Raw genomic sequence first — 17,246 nt, 5'->3', positions numbered from 1 at the left:
AGCAGAGGTTTTTCTATTATTTCGGCGAAATTACTTATAGATAGTAATTTTTCTATGGTAGTTTTTTGCTGTCTTATCGAAGGAGGTTTTCTTATTGGCTATTGCCGGAGGGATTATCGTTATTCTCGCGTTTGCCGCCATTATCAAAAAGTACGAGACGCGCATGGTGCTGCTTGCCGCAGGCTTTCTTATGTGCTTTATCGGCGGCGTTATGGGAAATGCCGTGACGACGTTCAGCAAGACGATGGTGCACGGCTCGCTCGTCCCCGTCATCTGTACGGTGATGGGGTTCTCGTTCGTCATGAAGATCACGACCTGTGACCGACATCTCGTCGAGTCCATCTCGGGGGTCATCACGCGGAGCAAGTTGATCCTGATCCCGCTCGCGACCCTGCTCACGTGGTGGATCAATATCGCCATCCCGAGCGCGGCGGGCTGCTCGGCGGCGGTCGGCAGCATCCTCATCCCAACGCTCATGGCGGCGGGGGTCCACCCCGCGATGGCGGCGGCCGCAGTTCTCGCAGGGACGTGGGGCAGTGCAATCAGCCCGGGGCAGGCGCACAATATCTTCGTCGCCGATCTCGCACAGACCGACCTCATGACGGTCATCATGGCGCAGGTGCCGGCGGCGATCATCGCCTCCATCGTCGCCGTCGTGACCCTGACAGCGATTGCGGTTCTGCGCGGGGAGGGCCCCGACGACGCGCGCCGCGAAGCATACCATCTCCGCCTCGAGCGGGAGGAGGGTGGCAAGAATTTTAAGGTCAATCCGATCTACGCACTCGTGCCGCTCGTACCGCTCGTCCTGCTCGTGCTCGGCAGCAAGCAGATCGCCGTCCTGCCGCTCACTGATGTGCCGACGGCCATGATCGTCGGCACGGTGCTCGCCCTCGTCGTCACACGTGCCAATCCGCAGGAGATCACGCGGAAGTTCTTCGACGGCATGGGGGAGGCGTATGGCGGTGTGATCGGTCTCATCGTCTCCGCCGCCGTCTTTACCGCCGGCATGACCGCCATGGGGCTGACGGACGCCCTGATCGAGGCGATGAAGGGCTCTGAGTCCGTCGCAAAGATCGCGGGGGCGTTCGGTCCCTTCATCATTGCGGTGATCTCCGGCTCGGGCGACGCGGCGGCACTCGCGTTCAACGGGGCGATTACCCCGCATGCGGAGACGTTCGGCATGACCATCATCGACCTCGGCTCGCTCGCCCAGATGGCCGGCTCGATCGGACGCTCCATGTCGCCGGTGGCAGGCGCGGCACTCGTCTGCGCAGGCCTTGCAAAGGTCAGCCCGATGGAGCTGTCAAAGCGCAACGCGCTCCCGATGCTGCTCGCGACCATCACCTTTATGATTGTGCTCTTCCTCGGAAAGTAGGCATCTCATGATCGATCAACAAAGAGTCTTGGACGATTTCCTGCATCTCGTCTCCATCCGCTGCTCGACGCTCGATGAGCGCGAGATCGGCGATCTCCTCACGGCGCGCCTGCGTGAGCTCGGCGCGGCGGAGATTCACGAGGATGCTGCGGGAAAGTTCCTCGGCGGCAGCTGCGGCAATATCGTCGCGAATTTTAAGGGGACGGCGGCGGGCGCACCGACCGCGATGCTCACAGCACACATGGACTGTGTGGAGCCGTGTGCCAATATAAAGCCGATCGTCGAGGACGGCGTGATCCGCTCCGACGGCACGACCATCCTCGGTGCGGACGACAAGGCAGGCGTCGCCGCCATTCTCGAGACCCTGCGCTGTCTCAAGGAGCAGAACCTCCCGCACGGCGACCTGCAGATCGTCTTTACTGTCGCCGAGGAGGGCGGGGTCAACGGGTCACGCTGCCTCGATACGGCGCTGCTCCACGCGGATTTCGGCTATACACTCGATACCCACGGGCACGCGGGGACAGCGGCGTTTAAGGCACCGGGCAAGAACCAGCTGGCGGTGCGCATCATCGGCAAGGCGGCGCACGCCGGTATCGACCCCGAGGCGGGGGAAAACGCGATCACGGCGGCGGGGCGCGTGCTCACCGCCGTCCCGCAGGGGCGCATCGACGAGGAGACAACCTGCAACGTCGGCAAGATCGCGGGCGGCACAGCGACGAATGTCGTCGCAGAATTCTGCACGCTGAATTTCGAGACGCGCAGCCGCGACAAGGGGAAGCTCGACGCCCTCACACAGCGCATGGTGGACGCCGTCCACGGCGCGCTTGAGGGGACGGGATGCCGTGCCGAGATCGAGATCAAGAAGGACTATGATCCGTACGAGCTGCCTGCCGATGCACTGCCCATCCGCTACCTGCGGCGCGCGGCGGAGAAGTGCCATTTTCCCGTTGTGCTCGAGGAGGAGGGCGGCGGCTCGGATGCGAACCACTTTAACGCCTACGGCGTGCCGACCACCGTCCTTGGCGTCGGCATGACGGACTGCCACACGAAGGAGGAGAGCATCCTCGTACAGGATCTCTATGATGCGGCAGAGCTCACTCTCGCGATCGTACAGGAGATCGCGCGGGGCTGATATGAGAATACACGAAAAGACACGGACGCGTTATCCGTGTCTTTTCGTGCATTTGTGCACTTACGATTGGGGCACCGAGGAACATCCATTATGGTGCAACAGGAGATATGCCATGGGACTTTATCAGTGGATGCAGGAAAAAATCTTTCATACTTACGAGACGTGGCGGCTGAAGAGCAGTATATACAACAGATCCGGATTCCATATTGTTGCCATCGAAAATCATCTCGCGGCGATGCGGGACGGTGTCAATATGTACGTGGAGTTATACCCGCCGCAGGCGATTGAGGGATGTACGCGCATGAAGGCGACGCGCGGGCGTGTGCACGGTACGGTGAATCTCTCTCTCACGATCGATGGGGAAACCTATGGGATCGCTGATCTGCGTGACGAGGAGGCCGCTGTGATCATGCGGGCGTTTGTGCAGCGCGGGACGCTGCCGCCCAAAGAGCGGTATCAGGAGGTGCACGAGGCGAGCAGCGCGGAGCAAAAGGCGGCGTTTACGGCACTGGCGGAGATGCTGCTCGGGGCAGAACGCGCGGGGGCGTTCTGCCGCCGTGTGGAGCTGCCGACGCATACCGAGGAGAGCGACGCGTGGAATGATGCGTGGTATGAGCTCTCGGATGAGATGATCTCCTGCGGGCAGGCCGCCGCGCTGGATACGAGAACTGCGAAGGAGGACTTCGCTGCGGCACTGGAGGAGCTCGCCGCAGGACGAGAGCTCTCACTGCCGGCGTCACTCAGCGCAGAATACGGCGTCCCTGCGTGGTGTGAGGAGGTAAACGCGCAGTGGACGGATACGCTTCTCGCGGGGATGGACGTCGGCACGGATGACTACGTGCTGCTCATTCTGTCCACGGAGGAATTTCGCCGTGCGAAGGAATACGCACAGACCATCCTGCAGCGCATCGCACGCGCGGAGGAGATGTGAGGCGCGGAAAAGCCTGAAATCATCGTTTCATTTGCATTTACATAGCAAGGTGTGGGCATTTGCCTGCGCCTTTTTCTATCTCGTGAGAAATCGCGCTTTTTGTGCGACGCCCGCCCCCGCTCGCCTGCGACAGCACAGGGGGGCGCGAGACCTTCGCATCACTCGGGGCAATGATCATGGAGTTTTCCTCGATGGGGGTTGTTCCACAAATATGATCGCAGAAGATTGGGCGACATCTTTTGAAAAATTGTTTACGTTGTACCGCAAAAACGATATAATAGGCCTATCGAATGTAAAAAGGAGGTGATCCTATGGCAACCGTATCCGCACAGATCCGTATTGATGCTGATGTCAAGGCACAGTCGATGGCACTCTTCCAGAATCTCGGGCTCGATCTCTCCACCGCCGTCAATGTATTCCTGCGTCAGTGCCTCATCCATCGTGGGCTGCCGTTCTCTGTGAAGGAACAGGAGGCAACACGGCCGCTCCATCGTGCCGATCTCAGTGAGGCAGAGCTCGAGTGCGAACTGAAAAAGGGCTTAGAAGACCTTGCGGCAGGCAGAGTCCGTCCAGCGGAGGAAGTGTTTGCGGAGATGATGGAGGGACATCATGCAGTATCGGGTTGATGTTTCATCTCAGGCGGCGGCAGATCTTAGAAATCTCTTTCGATATATTTCGGATACTTTGCGAGCACCGGAGAACGCATATACACAGCTTGCGCGGATCAGGAAACAGATTCTCAGTCTTGCAGAGCTGCCGATGCGATTTCGCGCATACCCGAAACACTTTGCGGGATATCCGCAAGTCCGCATCATGCCCGTGGATCATTTCGAGGTGTTCTACACGGTAGACACAGCGCAGGAAAAAGTTACCATCCTTCGCGTCATCTATGGTGGCAGAGATATAGATCGTGCGTTTATGCCATAGACTGCACGCAAAAATCCCCCGCACATCGTGTGCGGGGGATTCGCTGCTTTTCTGCTGCTTAGCAGGTGTGGCACTTGTCGTAGAGGCCCTTTTCCTTGAGGAGTTTGACCATGGTCTCGCCGATGTGGGCGACGGTGTCCGCGACGGGGATGCCTGCCGCGTTGAGCGCTGCGACTTTGTCCGCTGCCGTGCCCTTGCCGCCGGAGATGATGGCGCCGGCGTGGCCCATGCGCTTGCCCGGAGGCGCCTGACGCCCTGCGATGAAGGCGGAGACGGGCTTGTTCGGCATGTTCTCCTTGATCCACTTCGCCGCGTCCTCCTCGGCCGTGCCGCCGATCTCGCCGATGATGAGGACGGCGTAGGTGTCGGGGTCGTCCTTAAAGAGCTGGAGTGCGTCGATGAAGTCCGTGCCCTTGACGGGGTCGCCGCCGATGCCGACGGTGGTCGTCTGGCCGATGCCCGCGTTCGTGAGCTGGAACGCCGCCTCGTAGGTGAGGGTGCCGGAGCGCGAGATGAGGCCGACGTGGCCGGGCTTGCTGACGGTGCCCGGCGTGATGCCGAGCTTCGACTGCTGAGAGGTGAGGAGGCCGGGGCAGTTCGGCCCGACGAGGCGGGGCTTTTTGTCCTGCATGTAGCGGCGTACCTTCACCATGTCGAGCACGGGGATGTGCTCGGTGATGCAGACGACGAGGTCGAGCTCTGCGTCAACCGCCTCGAGGATGGAGTCCGCCGCAAAGCGCGCGGGGACGTAGATGACAGATGCCGTTGCGCCCGTTGCCTTGACGGCGTCGGCGACGGTGTTGAAGACGGGGACGCCGTGCACCTCCTGGCCTGCCTTGCCGGGGGTGACGCCTGCGACGATCTTTGTGCCGTAGGCGAGCATCTGCTGGGTGTGGAACATGGCCGCTTTGCCCGTGATGCCCTGGACGATGACTTTGGTGTCCTTATCGATCATGACTGACATATCGTATACCTCCCTCTCTCACGCCTTCGCCTGTGCGACGAGTTTCACGATCTGCTCTGCGCCGCCCTCCATCGTGGGTGCGGGGAATACGTTGCCGATCGGTGTGTTCTTGAGGATCTCGCGTCCCTCCTCGACCTTCGTGCCCTCGAGGCGGACGACAACGGGAACCGGGAGGGATTTCCCGTCCTTCGAGATGATCTTGGCCGCCTCGATGATGCCGTTGGCGATGTTGTCACAGCGGTTGATGCCGCCGAAGATGTTGACGAAAATGCCCTTGGCCTGGCCGCCCTCGAGCATGATGTTGAATGCCTTGGCAATCTTCTCGGGCTCGGAGTCGCCGCCGACATCGAGGAAGTTCGCAGGCTCGCCGCCATAGTGCTTGATGATGTCGACGGTCGCCATGGCGAGGCCTGCGCCGTTGACCATGCACGCGACGTCGCCGCCGAGGTTGACGTAGTTGAGCCCTGCGGCCGCTGCCTCGCGCTCCTTCGGATCCTCCTCGGTCTCGTCGCGCAGCTCCGCGATGTCGGGGTGACGGAAGAGGGCGCTGTCGTCAAAGTTGAGCTTCGCATCGAGTGCGATCACATCGTCGTCCTCGGTGACGACGAGCGGGTTGATCTCGACCTGCGAGCAGTCCTTGCCGATGAATGCGGCGTAGAGTCCCTGCATGAGCGCCGCTGCCTTGCGGACGGCGGGGCCGGGGATGTTGATGGCGTACGCCATGCGCGTCGCCTGGAACGGAGCAAGCCCGATGACGGGGTCGATATACTCCTTGATGATTTTCTCGGGGGACTCGGCGGCGACCTTCTCGATCTCCACGCCGCCCTCCTCGGAGCCCATCATAACGATGCTCGCCGTCTGGCGGTCAACGACGAAGGAGAGGTAGTATTCCTTTTTGATCTTTGAGCCTTCTTCGATGAGGAGGCGGTTCACGACCTTGCCCTCGGGGCCCGTCTGGTGGGTGACGAGCGTCTTGCCGAGGAGCTCCTGCGCGTAGGCGCGGACCTCGTCCTTGTTCTTCGCGATCTTGACGCCGCCTGCCTTGCCGCGTCCGCCTGCGTGGATCTGCGCCTTGACGACGATGACGGGGGTGCTGAGCTTCTCCGCATTCGCGACCGCCTCATCGACGGTAAACGCCGGCAGTCCGTTCGGGACATTAACGCCAAATTCGCGCAGAACCTGCTTGGATTGGTACTCGTGAATGTTCATTTACAATCCTCCCTTAACTTTTGTGACGAAAGCACAACTCTTGCTCCTATTCTACCGCCCCCGTATGTAAAAGTCTAGCAATTTTGTATAAATAAATGATTGAAAAAACCTCGTGCAGCATAAAGGATTTCTATGAATGCGGACAAAAAACTGCTGCGCAGAAGGTGCGCAGCAGTCTCACGATGAAGTTGTCCGCTCAGATCTCAGTCGGGCGGTAGACGGTCTCCGCCGTCCAGACCTTGCCCTCACGCAGGATGGGCTGTGGGAAATGCGGATGCGCGAATGCGTTCGGGAAGAACTGTGTCTCAAGGCAGAACGCACTGCGCCGTGTGTAGGGAGCACCGCCCTTGCCGACGAGGGGCGACTTGCCGAGGGCGTTTGCCGTGTAGAACTGCAGCCCCGGCTGGGTCGTCCAGCAGTCGAGGGCGAGCCCCGTCTGTGCGCTCGTGACGCGCGCCGCCTTTTTGAGGTGGGCATAGGGCGCGGGGGCGGGATCGCCGCGCAGCACCCAGTTGTGGTCGTAGCCGCCGGCCATGCGGAGCTCGTCGTAGTCCGCGTCGATGCGCTCGCCGATGCGATGTGGCGCACGGAAGTCCATCGGCGTGTCCGCGACGGGGAGGATGCGCCCGTCGGGCAGGGACTCGGCGTCCGCCCATGTAAATTCATCGGCGAAGATTTCCGCCGTGTGCTCCATGACGGAGGGGGCGGCTGTGCCGTCGAGGTTGAAGTAGGCGTGGTTCGTGAGGTTGCAGACGGTGTCTGCGTCGCTCACGGCGCGGTAGGAGAGGATGAGCGCGTCGTCGTCGGTGAGGCGGTAGGTCACAGTCGCCTCGAGGTTGCCGGGGTAGCCGCCCTCTCCCTCGGGGCTGATCGCTGTGAGCGCCACGCCATCCGCGACGGGCTCTGCCGTCCAGAGGTGGTAGTGCAGGCCGTGCGTTCCGCCGTGGATGTGGTTCTGCTTGTGCGAGCCCGAGTTCTGCTCGAGCTGGTAGGTATGCCCGCCGATCGTGACGCGCCCGTCCGCGATGCGGTTGGCGTGTCGTCCGACGACGCCGCCCATCGACGTCGTGTCGCGCAGGTAGTCCGCGCCGCTCCGATAGCCGAGGACGATGTCGATCGGCGTGCCGTTCACCTTGCGCGCAAACGAGACGAGCCGCGCCCCATAGGTCGTGACGGCGACGGTTGTCCCGCGTGCGTTCCGCAGTGTATAGAGCTCGATCGCGCGCCCGTCCGGCATCGTGCCGAACGGTGATTTGGTTACCTCTGTCATGATATGTCCCCCTTTGTCCCTGACACGAAATGATATGTCTTATTCTATCACAAATTCTGTCACAAAGAGGCGGCTTTCGTACAAAAAACTATCGCCCCCGTCGGGCAGTCCTCCGCCGCCTCGAGGGCATCGTCCTCCTCCATCAGGGCGGGCTGACGCAGGAGGCGGGCGCAGCGCAGCGTGCGATCGATCACGAAGAGGTCGGGCAGCCGCTCCGCGCACATGCCGCAGGAGACACAGGCGGTGCTGTCGATGGATAGGGTCATTATGTCCTCCACATGGAAAATGGGGCTGCCCCCATCGGCTCACTGCGTTCGCCACTTCCCCCGCAAGCGGGGGAAGCTGCTATGCCGTTATCCAAAGCCTTCCCGCTATCACGGGGAGCGGTCAACGTCAGCCAATCACACATCGCTGTCGCTCGTGTTCTTGGGACGTTTTCCCATACGACCTGTTACCCAATCAGCTTCGTCCTGTGGACTTGCTTCTTGGACAGGTCAGCAAGGGGGACCGCGAGAGCGGTGGAAGGGGCACAAAACAGGGGCTGTGATACGAAGTTTGTCACTTCGTCAACAGCCCCTAGTCTGCATAGATTTTCAGAGAATCACGGATCAGCGATTCCTCAGATTTTCGCGCTGGCGTCCGATGCCTCGAGCATCTTGTGCATGTAGGCGCGGATATCGACGCCGTGCTCCATCTTCATCACATCGTCGAGGAGCTGCTTTGCCTGTTCCATGGTGACGGAGCGGATCATCTCCTTGACGCGCGGAATGGACGGCGCGCTCATGGAGAGCTCCGAGATGCCCATGCCGAGGAGGAGGACGGCGGCGTACGGGTCGCTTGCCATCTCGCCGCACATGCCCACCCAGATGCCCGCTTCGCGCGCACTCTCGATTGTGCGCTTGATGAGACGCAGGACGGCGGGATTGAACGGGTTGTAGAGATGGGCGATCTGCGCGTTGCCGCGGTCGACCGCGAGGGTGTACTGAATGAGATCATTCGTTCCGATGCTGAAGAAGTCCACGTACGGTGCGAGGAGTGAGGAGACGACAGCGGCGGCAGGGGTCTCGACCATGATGCCGACCTGTACGTCGTCGGAGTACTCCTTACCCTCGTGGGCGAGCTCGACCTTGGCCTGCTCGACGAGCTTCTGCACGCGCTGGATCTCGCTGACGCTGATGACCATCGGCACCATCATCGCCGCCTTGCCGTAGAGGCCGGCGCGCAGGATCGCCTTGATCTGCGGGAGGAAGAGGTCGTGCCGGTCGAGGCTGATGCGCAGGGCGCGATAGCCGAGGAATGGGTTCTCCTCCGGGTCGATGTTGAGATAGGGCAGGGGCTTGTCGCCGCCGATGTCCATCGTGCGTATGACGCAGATGTTGCCGCCGCATTTCTCGACCGCAGCGCGGTATGCCTTGAACTGATCCTCCTCCGTCGGGATCGTTGTCGAGCCCATGAAGATGAACTCGGAGCGGAACAGCCCGACGCCCTCCGCACCGTAGGTCAGTGCGTTGTCCACGTCCATGTGCGTGCCGATGTTTGCCGTCAGCTCGACGCGCACGCCGTCCTTTGTGACGGCGGGGAGATCTTTGAGCGCGGCGTAGTGCGCCGCGAGTTTTTTCTGCTCCTCGATCTTCGTCTCGTAGAGGGAGCGCTCCTCCTCCGTCGGACGGATGACGATGTCGCCGCGGCTGCCGTCGAGGATGACCTCGTCGCCGTCATGGATGAGGTCGATCTTGTCGCCGATGCCGAGGACGGTCGGGATGGCGCGTGCCTTTGCGATGATGACGACGTGGCTCGTCGCGCTGCCCGAGCCGAGGATGACGCCCGCGATCTGCTCGGTGGGCATGCCTGCGACGACGGACGGCTCGATCTCCTCGCCGACGAGGATGACCTGACTGGAGCCAACCTCCGGCTCCTTGACGCCGAGGACGTATTTCGCGATGCGCTTGCCCACGTCGCGCAGATCGACCGCGCGCGCGGCGAAGTACTCGTCCTCCATCTGCTCAAAGAGCTGTGCCTGCTCGTTCGCCGCGTCGAGGATGCCCTGCGGTGCGCTGCCCGTCGCCGCGATCTTGGCGGCGATGTTCTCCGCCATCATGGGGTCCTGCACCATCATGCGGTGCGCCTCGAGAATGGCGGCCTGCTCCGTCTGCTCCTCTTTGCGCAGACGGTCGATGGTTGAGAGCAGCACCTCAGTGACGGCGGAGATTGCCTCATTCGCCTTTGCCTGCTCCTCGTCCACCGTACCTGGTTTATAGGCGGCAAGGTAGCCGTCAAGGTTCTGCCCCGCGAGCAGGACCTGTCCGACAGCGATGCCGGAGATGACGCCTTTTCCACGGATGGTTTCTGCCATAACAATCCCCTTTCCCCATGGGAATCTGCACAGTGAAAATTTTTCTGTGGTGACTGATGAAAAAACGCCGCGAGGAATATGTACCCTCGGGCGTCCTCCGTATGATTTTACTCCTCGCCGAACTTCGAGTTGACGAGATCGGCAAGAGCCTTCACGGCATCTGCCTCATCCTCACCCTCGGCGATGATATTCATCTGCGTGCCCTGCACGAGCCCCATGCTCATCAGCATGAGAATGCTCTTGGCATCGACCTTCTTGCCCTTTGCCTCGATCTGGATCTTGGACTTGAACTTCGTCGCCGTCTGAACGAAAACCGATGCGGGACGCGCGTGAATGCCCGTCTTGTTCTCGATGGTTACTGTCTCCTGCGTCATATAAAACCTCTCCCATCCGAATAGATAGATGACCATATCCCCTGTGCCGCACCGATGTGGGGGCACACGTGAACCAATGATATAGATATTATACTATAAATGAAGGGGCTTTTCAATAACTCTCACCGCTGTGAGCGCGGGATAATTTTGGCGGATGATTGATCCGGTGAAGCCTGCTGACTGCTGTCAATGGTTCGTCTGAGCGGCACTCATTTTTTCTTCAGCGTGCGCAGTGTATCCGCCACGATCTGCTCGGCGGTAAGATGATGCTCCCGCGCCAGTTCCTCGGGATTGTAGCGGTCGTGGAATTCCTTCGAGAGCCCGTAGCAGCGCACGCGGATGTGCTCGTCCATGCCGTAGTATGCGGCGATCTTCTGCCCGAAGCCGCCCTCGAGCGTGCCGTCCTCGAGGGTGAGGATGAGGCGGTGTTTCGCCTTCAGCCTGTCGAGCAGCTCCGTATCGAGCCCCGAGAGGAAGATCGGGTTGATGACCGTCGTGTGCACGCCGTCCTTCGCGAGCTCGGCGGCCGCGTCACTCGCCATCTGTGCGAAGTTGCCGGTACCGATGATGGCGACCTCCGCGCCCTCCGTGACGACCTGATAGCGATTGAGTGCGCTGTAGTCCGTGCGCACGGGGTAGGGCGACGTCTCATAGCCCATGACGGGCACGCGGATCATGACGGGATGCGCCGTCTGCGCGAGCGCCCAGCGCAGCACCGCGAGATACTCCTCGATACCTGCGGGCGCGAGAAAGACGAGGTTCGGGATATTCGCAAAGAGCGGGATGTCGAAGAAGCCGAGATGCGTCACGTCGTTCATGTAGTACATGGATGCTCCGACGGTGAGGAAAACGGCGGGGTTGTTGTTGACCGCGACGTCCTGCGCCATCTGATCGTAGACGCGCTGGAAGAACGTGCTGTACGTACCGAAGATGGGGCGCGCGCCGCCGCGCGCGAGCCCCGATGTAATTATTCTCCTTTTTTTTATTGTATCTCCCTCTACCTCTGTGATCCTCACCGTTTCCTACATTCCCGCTCCTCCTTTTTTTTGCACAGTCCGCCAGCGTGGCCTATCTGCTTCCCGTCTGTGACGTTACCGCGGTGTCAGGGGATGATGATTCTCTTTTATACACATATAGGCGGGCGTGAGCCCAATGCCGCCCATCGTGCCCGCCGCGAGGAAGACAAAGTTCGGATTCCTCTGTGCCTCTGCCTTGACGAAGTCCACCGTCGCTGCAAGGAAGGGATCGGTGTACGGGTGCTTCAGCGCGCCCGTCTCGATGTCAAAAGGCATACGGTAGTGCCACGTCTCATGGTCTTCCTCGGCGAATTTGTAGCCCTTGCCCTTCTGCGTATGGATGTGGACGACGACGGGCGTTTGGCTGTCCTTTACCGCACGGAACGCATCAATCAGTGCCTCGCAGTCGTTGCCGTCGGCGACGTAGCGGTAGTCGAGGCCCATCGCGCGAAAGAGGTTATTCTCCGCCGTGCCGTTCGTCTCGCGCAGGCGGCGGAATTCCTTATACATGCCGCCGTGGTTCTCGGCGATGGACTGATCGTTGTCGTTAAAGACGATGATGAAGTTCGTCTGCATCTCGCCCGCGACGTTCAGCCCCTCGAGTGCCTCACCGCCCGACATCGAGCCGTCGCCGATGAAGGCGATGATGTTCTCGTGGCGTCCCGCGAGGTCACGCGCCTTGGCGAGACCCGTCGCGAGGCTGATCGAGGTGGACGTATGTCCGACGTTGAAGAAATCGTGCGGGCTCTCCTCGGGATTCGTATAGCCCGAGACCTCATCGTACTCCTTTTCCACGAGATACGCCTCGATGCGCCCCGTCAGCATCTTATGTGGGTAGGACTGATGCGACACGTCGTAGACGATCTTGTCCGTCGGCGAGTCGAACACCGTGTGCAGGGCGATGATCGCCTCGACTGCGCCAAAGTCGGGGCCGAAGTGCCCGCCGTGAATGCTCGCGCGCTTTAGGAGTGCCTCGCGCATCTCCTGTGCGAGCGCCCTGCGCTGCTCTGCCGTATACCCCTTGATGTCGGCAGGCGACGTGATTTTTTCCAGATACAAAGAAATCCCCCTTTTCCTGTATTCCAATCCATTCCTATGGCGATTATACCACCGATGGAGCCGCAGGTGTCAAGGAGGATTTTGCCGGTCATCTTTTGTTGCCCATGTGACGGATTTTTTCAGTTAAATATGATAAAATCACTTTGATCTACGTAATTTATGGAAGGGATGGAACAGAATATGAGTGAATGCAAAATGAAGGACAGCCGCATCGTCATCAGCGAGGTCATGATGCCGAGTCAGGCCAACCCGAACGGGAATGTCCACGGCGGTGAGATCATGAAGCTGATGGACTCGGCAGCATACGCGGCGGCGCGGCGCTACGCGCGCTCGAACGTCGTCACGGCGCGCGTCGATGAGCTCGAGTTTCACCTGCCGATCCGCATCGGCGACCTCGTCGTCGTGACGGCAGATATCGTCTACGTCGGACACAGCTCGATGGAGATCTCCGTCAACGTCATCGTCGAGGATCTCGACGAGGGCAGCGATCCGCAGCTCGGGCTCTCAGCGTACTTTACCATGGTTGCGCTTGACCGCAACGCACGCCCGAAGACCGTGCCGCCGCTCGAGCTCAAGACCGAGGAGGCGCGTGCCGCCTTCGAGGAGGGCAAACGCCGCTACGAGGCACACAAGGCGCGCAAGCGCGGCGTCACTATTCCCACGGGCGGCTGTGTCTGTGACGCGATTGCCCAGCAGGCGAAGGCGTCACGTGAACAGAGAGAGGCAGAGAAGCAGTGAAGTAAGTGCGTCGTGAAGCCGCTCGGGGAAACGCTATAGAACCCCCTCCAGCCGCAGCAGATACTCCTTTTTGTCCAGTCCGCCCGCGTAGCCCGTCAGACTGCCGTCTGTGCCGATGACGCGGTGGCAGGGGATGAGGATGGAGATCGGGTTGCGCCCGACCGCGCCGCCGACCGCCTGTGCCGACATCCGGCCGCCGCGTGCGGCGGCGATGCGCGCGGCGATCCCGCCGTACGTCGTCGTCGTGCCGTAGGGAATCCCGCGCAGGATATTCCAGACTGCCTGCTGAAATGCTGTGCCGTGCGGCGCAAGCGGCGGCAGAGCACCGGGATCACGCCCCGCGAAGTACACATCGAGCCAACGACAGACCTCTCTAAATACGGGGAGGTCTTTTTGTGTGTGCACAGCAGATGCCTCGGGGACTCCTTCGGCGAAGTCCAGCTCCGTCAGTGCCGTGCCGTCGCTCATGAGGACAATCCTGCCGAGAGGCGAGAAATAGTACGCTGCGTAGGTCATGTGGGTGCTCCTATCATGCAAGAAAATAAAATCTTTTAATTTATAGAACGGTTTATTATACTATATGGAGATGCTGCAGATGTAGAGTACAAAGAGGAGTGTATGTGATGCAAACGAATGATAAGCCGTTGGTCGATTTGATGCGGGATATTCACGAGGGCAGGATACAGTTGCCTGATTTTCAGCGCGGGTGGATTTGGGATGACAACCGCATCCGCGGGCTGATCGCGAGCATCACGCGCGGCTTTCCTGTCGGCGCGGCGATGTTCCTCTCCTATGGCGGCGATTCGCTCCATTTTAAATATCGTCTGTTTGAGGGGATTTCCTCGGCGAACAGCGTACCCAACGATCTTGTCCTGGACGGACAGCAGCGCCTGACCTCCGCTTACTCGGCGCTTTACGGCGAAGGGGCCGTACGGACACGCACGGACAAAGGGAAGGAAATCTATCGCTACTATTACATCAGCATTGAACAGGTATTGGACGCGGATGCAGATCGCCTCGATGCCATCATTTCTGTGCCGGAGACGAAACAGCTGACGTCTGATTTCGGCAGGAAAGTGGAGCTGGATCTCACGACGCCCAACAAAGAATATGCAGCAAAAATGTTCCCGCTCAATATCATTCTCGACCCCGCCAAGACATTTCAATGGGAGCAGGCGTATCTAGCACACTATGGACATGAGGCGAACATCTCCAAAGAGTACAGCGACTTTAAGAGCCGCATCGTGATGCCGGCATTCCAGTATAAAATTCCCGTCATCACCATGGAGAAAGACACGCCGAAGGAAGCCGTCTGTCAGGTTTTTGAGAACGTCAACCAGGGCGGCGTGTCGCTCACCGTTTTCGAGTTGGTGACGGCTATTTTTGCGATGGAGGATTTTGATCTGCGTCAGGATTGGGAACATCGCGTGAGAACCTATTTCAGCGGAGATCTTCTCAATGTCGTCACATCGACGGACTTCCTGACGGCATGCACACTGCTGGCCGCGTATCAGGGGAAGGGGACGGTCAGCTGCAAGAAAAAAGACGTGCTGAATCTGAAGCTTACGGACTACAAGGCATATGCCAATGCGCTCTGCGAGGGGTTCCGTGAGGCAGCAGATCTGCTTGCGGAGGAGCGCATTTTTGCGCGCAGAGAGATTCCTTATACAACGCAGCTCATCCCGCTTGCTGTACTGTGTACCCTGCTGCTCGAAAAGAATCAGATCAAATCCTCGAACGTGAAGCAGAGAATCAAGCAGTGGTACTGGTGCGGCGTATTTGGCGAGCTCTATGGCAGTGCGAACGAAACGCGCTATGTCAATGACGTCGTGGGCGTCATGCGCTGGCTGGATGGCGGTGAGCTGCCAAAGACCGTACAGGACGCATACTTCAATGCACCGCGTCTGCTCCTCCTGCGAACGCGGCAAAGCGCTGCCTACAAGGGCGTGATGGCATTGATTCTAAAACACGGGAGCAAGGATTTTATCAGCGGGCAGGACATGGACTTTACGCAGTTCAAGGCAGCCAATATCGACATCCACCATATTTTTCCGCGCAGCTACTGCATCAAGAGCGGACTTCCTGAAGAAAAATGGGACTCCGTCATCAATAAGACGCCGATCTCCTACATCACGAATCGTGAAATTGGCGGTGCTGCCCCGAGCGAATATCTGAAGCATATTGCTGCAAAGGTTGACCGAAGCAGCTTGACGGCGTATCTCTCCTCACATTGGATCTCGATGGAGGACTGCGAGACGGATGATTTCAATGCGTTTATGCGCCATCGGGCGACGGCACTTCTCGATGCTGTCTCTGCTGCAATGGGAAAGAGAATCGTCGGGCGTGACAGTGAGGAGATTGTGCAGAAGTTTGGTGTACCTATTTAGGGAATCACGGATATATTCAGCACCGCTGTCTTAGCACGTCTTTTTTGCCCGCACTTCGACAGAAAAACCTCCATAGAGTACCACTCGGCATCCGGTTTTTCCGCTTACCAGGGATTCCTCAGAGATGGCCCTAGAGCGTCCTCCTCCGCACAGGCGGCAGAAGGAACGCAAAAACGGCAGGGATGAGGGCGATGGCGGCGACGGTGAGGAGGGCCGCCGTGAGTCCCCGTCCGTCTGCGATATGACCAAGCACGGGTGTAAAGACGCCGCCGACACTGACCGCGAGCCCGAGCGTCACGCCCGAGGCAAGCCCCACACGGTTCGGGAGGTACTGCTGACCGAGCACCACCATCGGACTATAGATGAGACTGAGTGATGCCGCGATCGGCAGGAGAAGCAGGGCAGCGAGCACGAGGGAGTGTACCTGCGTAAAGAGAAAGATGCACGGCGGCAGAATCACCGCCCCGATGCGGATCATGCGGTGATAGCCATAGCGGTCGGCGAGCCGTCCGCCGAGCAGCGTACACGCCGCACCGATCGCGTAATAGACGCTCAGCACGGCGCTGCCCATCGCCTCCGTCTGCCCGAGCTCCTGAATCCAGTACAGTGCGAGGAAGGTATTGATGCCGAAGAAGATGATCGAACGCCCGAAGACAATGGCGGTCAGACGCAGAAACGAGCCCCACTGATCGATGCCCTGCGGGCGTGCCTTTGCCTCTGTTGCCTGCGGTGCGGCGTTCAGTGCATAGAGCCCGTGCAGATGGCAGCGGAAGGCAATACAGATGATGACTTCGGGGATGAGAAAGACGAGCGTTCCCATGAGACCAAACGCCGTCACGGCGGCGGTCATGACCACCGGGCCGAGGGCAAAACCAAGATTGCCGCCGAAGGAAAAGATGCTGATATTCTTTGCACGCTCCCCCTCCGCCGAGGCATGATGTACGAGCCGCGCCGCCTGCGGGTGGAACATCGCCGCACCCGTGCCGCTCACCGCGACTGCTGCGCACAGCGCAGGGAACGTCGTTACCACGCCCGTGAGTGCCATGCCGCCGCCCGCGAGCAGCAGACCGAGCGGAATCAGCCACGGGCGGTTCTGACGGTCGGCGAGCTGCCCGAAGATCGGCTGCACCACCGAGCCGACGAGATTTGAGAACAGCACGAGCGTCGCCGCCGTTGCATAGTCATAGTGATAGGCCGCAATCAGGAACGGCAGCACCGCTGCGAGCGCGCCCTGATTGATATCCGAGCACAGATGCCCGCACGAGATCAGATAGTTATAGGTTCTTACCTTTGTTGCTGCCACACAAAATGCCCCCTGCCGAATGAGATGCGTTCTATTATAGAACAAAACATGCGCCTGCGGTAGAGGGTCGTGTGTCTTTTGTGGGGAAATGCGCTATAGTGGAGAAGTGGCTGAGAGGAGAAAACAGCATGGGTTTTTCTTGCCCATGACTTTTACTATACTTGGGGAAAAAGAAAATATCGCCTGTGCAGCGACCCATATATGTGAG

At 59.7% G+C, this 17,246-nt stretch carries 15 protein-coding genes and 2 pseudogenes; 7 read left to right on the top strand and 10 right to left on the bottom strand.

Going from position 1 to position 17,246, the window contains the following annotated elements; genetic code table 11:
- The first annotated feature begins 94 nt into the window (after positions 1-94).
- The 5 genes from dcuC to C1713_RS07310 all read left to right on the top strand — a co-directional run bounded on the left by dcuC (position 95) and on the right by C1713_RS07310 (position 4,365).
- Positions 95-1,375, top strand: a complete 1,281-nt coding sequence (gene dcuC, locus C1713_RS07330; RefSeq protein WP_009753628.1) for a C4-dicarboxylate transporter DcuC — start codon at positions 95-97, stop codon at positions 1,373-1,375.
- Positions 1,376-1,382: 7 nt separating this feature from the next.
- Entirely contained in the window at positions 1,383-2,507 is a 1,125-nt protein-coding gene (locus C1713_RS07325) for a M20/M25/M40 family metallo-hydrolase (RefSeq protein ID WP_102493482.1), read from the top strand.
- A gap of 112 nt (positions 2,508-2,619) precedes the next feature.
- Positions 2,620-3,438 (top strand): DUF6630 family protein, encoded by an 819-nt coding sequence (locus tag C1713_RS07320; protein WP_050341872.1) that lies wholly within the window; start codon positions 2,620-2,622, stop codon positions 3,436-3,438.
- Between the two features lie 311 nt (positions 3,439-3,749).
- Positions 3,750-4,064: a type II toxin-antitoxin system RelB/DinJ family antitoxin gene (locus C1713_RS07315; RefSeq protein ID WP_009753631.1), complete on the top strand. Its 315-nt coding sequence runs from the start codon at positions 3,750-3,752 to the stop codon at positions 4,062-4,064.
- Complete coding sequence (locus C1713_RS07310; protein ID WP_009753632.1) at positions 4,048-4,365, top strand: type II toxin-antitoxin system RelE/ParE family toxin; 318 nt, start codon at positions 4,048-4,050, stop codon at positions 4,363-4,365. The genes C1713_RS07315 and C1713_RS07310 overlap by 17 nt, the downstream gene beginning before the upstream one ends.
- Positions 4,366-4,423: 58 nt before the next feature.
- On the opposite strand, the gene sucD is transcribed toward C1713_RS07310, so the two are convergent.
- From sucD to C1713_RS07270, 8 genes and pseudogenes are all read right to left on the bottom strand, one after another.
- Positions 4,424-5,329: a succinate--CoA ligase subunit alpha gene (sucD, locus tag C1713_RS07305; protein ID WP_102493481.1), complete on the bottom strand. Its 906-nt coding sequence runs from the start codon at positions 5,327-5,329 to the stop codon at positions 4,424-4,426.
- A gap of 18 nt (positions 5,330-5,347) precedes the next feature.
- On the bottom strand, positions 5,348-6,538 hold the full coding sequence (sucC, locus tag C1713_RS07300; protein WP_102493480.1) for an ADP-forming succinate--CoA ligase subunit beta: 1,191 nt from the start codon (positions 6,536-6,538) through the stop codon (positions 5,348-5,350).
- A 196-nt stretch (positions 6,539-6,734) separates the two neighbouring features.
- Positions 6,735-7,808, bottom strand: coding sequence for an aldose epimerase family protein (locus tag C1713_RS07295; RefSeq protein ID WP_102493479.1), 1,074 nt, complete (start codon positions 7,806-7,808; stop codon positions 6,735-6,737).
- 59 nt (positions 7,809-7,867) lie between these two features.
- Complete coding sequence (locus C1713_RS07290) at positions 7,868-8,074, bottom strand: ferredoxin (protein ID WP_170950795.1); 207 nt, start codon at positions 8,072-8,074, stop codon at positions 7,868-7,870.
- Positions 8,075-8,427: 353 nt separating this feature from the next.
- Positions 8,428-10,161 carry a phosphoenolpyruvate--protein phosphotransferase gene (gene ptsP / locus C1713_RS07285; protein ID WP_102493477.1) on the bottom strand — a complete coding sequence of 578 codons (1,734 nt, stop codon included), beginning with the start codon at positions 10,159-10,161 and terminating at the stop codon, positions 8,428-8,430.
- A 107-nt stretch (positions 10,162-10,268) separates the two neighbouring features.
- Positions 10,269-10,535, bottom strand: a complete 267-nt coding sequence (locus C1713_RS07280) for an HPr family phosphocarrier protein (protein ID WP_039981290.1) — start codon at positions 10,533-10,535, stop codon at positions 10,269-10,271.
- Positions 10,536-10,744: 209 nt separating this feature from the next.
- Positions 10,745-11,500 (bottom strand): annotated as a pseudogene (locus tag C1713_RS07275) (transketolase C-terminal domain-containing protein); the annotation flags it as partial.
- Positions 11,501-11,674: 174 nt separating this feature from the next.
- Positions 11,675-12,610 (bottom strand): annotated as a pseudogene (locus C1713_RS07270) (1-deoxy-D-xylulose-5-phosphate synthase N-terminal domain-containing protein); the annotation flags it as partial.
- Between the two features lie 180 nt (positions 12,611-12,790).
- Here C1713_RS07270 and C1713_RS07265 point away from each other — a divergent pair.
- Positions 12,791-13,348 carry an acyl-CoA thioesterase gene (locus C1713_RS07265; RefSeq protein ID WP_102493514.1) on the top strand — a complete coding sequence of 186 codons (558 nt, stop codon included), beginning with the start codon at positions 12,791-12,793 and terminating at the stop codon, positions 13,346-13,348.
- Between the two features lie 33 nt (positions 13,349-13,381).
- Here C1713_RS07265 and C1713_RS07260 read toward each other — a convergent pair whose 3' ends face one another.
- Positions 13,382-13,864 (bottom strand): methylated-DNA--[protein]-cysteine S-methyltransferase, encoded by a 483-nt coding sequence (locus C1713_RS07260; protein ID WP_102493476.1) that lies wholly within the window; start codon positions 13,862-13,864, stop codon positions 13,382-13,384.
- A gap of 107 nt (positions 13,865-13,971) precedes the next feature.
- Between C1713_RS07260 and C1713_RS07255 the strand changes: the two genes are divergently transcribed.
- Complete coding sequence (locus C1713_RS07255; protein WP_102493475.1) at positions 13,972-15,735, top strand: GmrSD restriction endonuclease domain-containing protein; 1,764 nt, start codon at positions 13,972-13,974, stop codon at positions 15,733-15,735.
- A 130-nt stretch (positions 15,736-15,865) separates the two neighbouring features.
- Here C1713_RS07255 and C1713_RS07250 read toward each other — a convergent pair whose 3' ends face one another.
- Positions 15,866-17,038: an MFS transporter gene (locus tag C1713_RS07250; protein ID WP_245871028.1), complete on the bottom strand. Its 1,173-nt coding sequence runs from the start codon at positions 17,036-17,038 to the stop codon at positions 15,866-15,868.
- Positions 17,039-17,246: the final 208 nt, after the last annotated feature.

The organism is Centipeda felix (assembly GCF_900186465.1).
GTDB lineage: Bacteria > Bacillota > Negativicutes > Selenomonadales > Selenomonadaceae > Centipeda > Centipeda felix.
This window is presented reverse-complemented; position numbering and strand designations above follow the sequence as displayed.

Excerpts from the sequence above, each read along its gene's own strand:
- C1713_RS07325 (WP_102493482.1), top strand. The coding sequence starts at position 1,383 with ATGATCGATCAACAAAGAGTCTTGGACGATTTCCTGCATCTCGTCTCC.
- C1713_RS07320 (WP_050341872.1), top strand. The coding sequence starts at position 2,620 with ATGGGACTTTATCAGTGGATGCAGGAAAAAATCTTTCATACTTACGAG.
- C1713_RS07315 (WP_009753631.1), top strand. The coding sequence starts at position 3,750 with ATGGCAACCGTATCCGCACAGATCCGTATTGATGCTGATGTCAAGGCA.
- C1713_RS07310 (WP_009753632.1), top strand. The coding sequence starts at position 4,048 with ATGCAGTATCGGGTTGATGTTTCATCTCAGGCGGCGGCAGATCTTAGA.
- sucD (WP_102493481.1), bottom strand. The coding sequence starts at position 5,329 with ATGTCAGTCATGATCGATAAGGACACCAAAGTCATCGTCCAGGGCATC.
- sucC (WP_102493480.1), bottom strand. The coding sequence starts at position 6,538 with ATGAACATTCACGAGTACCAATCCAAGCAGGTTCTGCGCGAATTTGGC.
- C1713_RS07295 (WP_102493479.1), bottom strand. The coding sequence starts at position 7,808 with ATGACAGAGGTAACCAAATCACCGTTCGGCACGATGCCGGACGGGCGC.
- C1713_RS07290 (WP_170950795.1), bottom strand. The coding sequence starts at position 8,074 with ATGACCCTATCCATCGACAGCACCGCCTGTGTCTCCTGCGGCATGTGC.
- ptsP (WP_102493477.1), bottom strand. The coding sequence starts at position 10,161 with ATGGCAGAAACCATCCGTGGAAAAGGCGTCATCTCCGGCATCGCTGTC.
- C1713_RS07280 (WP_039981290.1), bottom strand. The coding sequence starts at position 10,535 with ATGACGCAGGAGACAGTAACCATCGAGAACAAGACGGGCATTCACGCG.
- C1713_RS07265 (WP_102493514.1), top strand. The coding sequence starts at position 12,791 with ATGAGTGAATGCAAAATGAAGGACAGCCGCATCGTCATCAGCGAGGTC.
- C1713_RS07260 (WP_102493476.1), bottom strand. The coding sequence starts at position 13,864 with ATGACCTACGCAGCGTACTATTTCTCGCCTCTCGGCAGGATTGTCCTC.
- C1713_RS07255 (WP_102493475.1), top strand. The coding sequence starts at position 13,972 with ATGCAAACGAATGATAAGCCGTTGGTCGATTTGATGCGGGATATTCAC.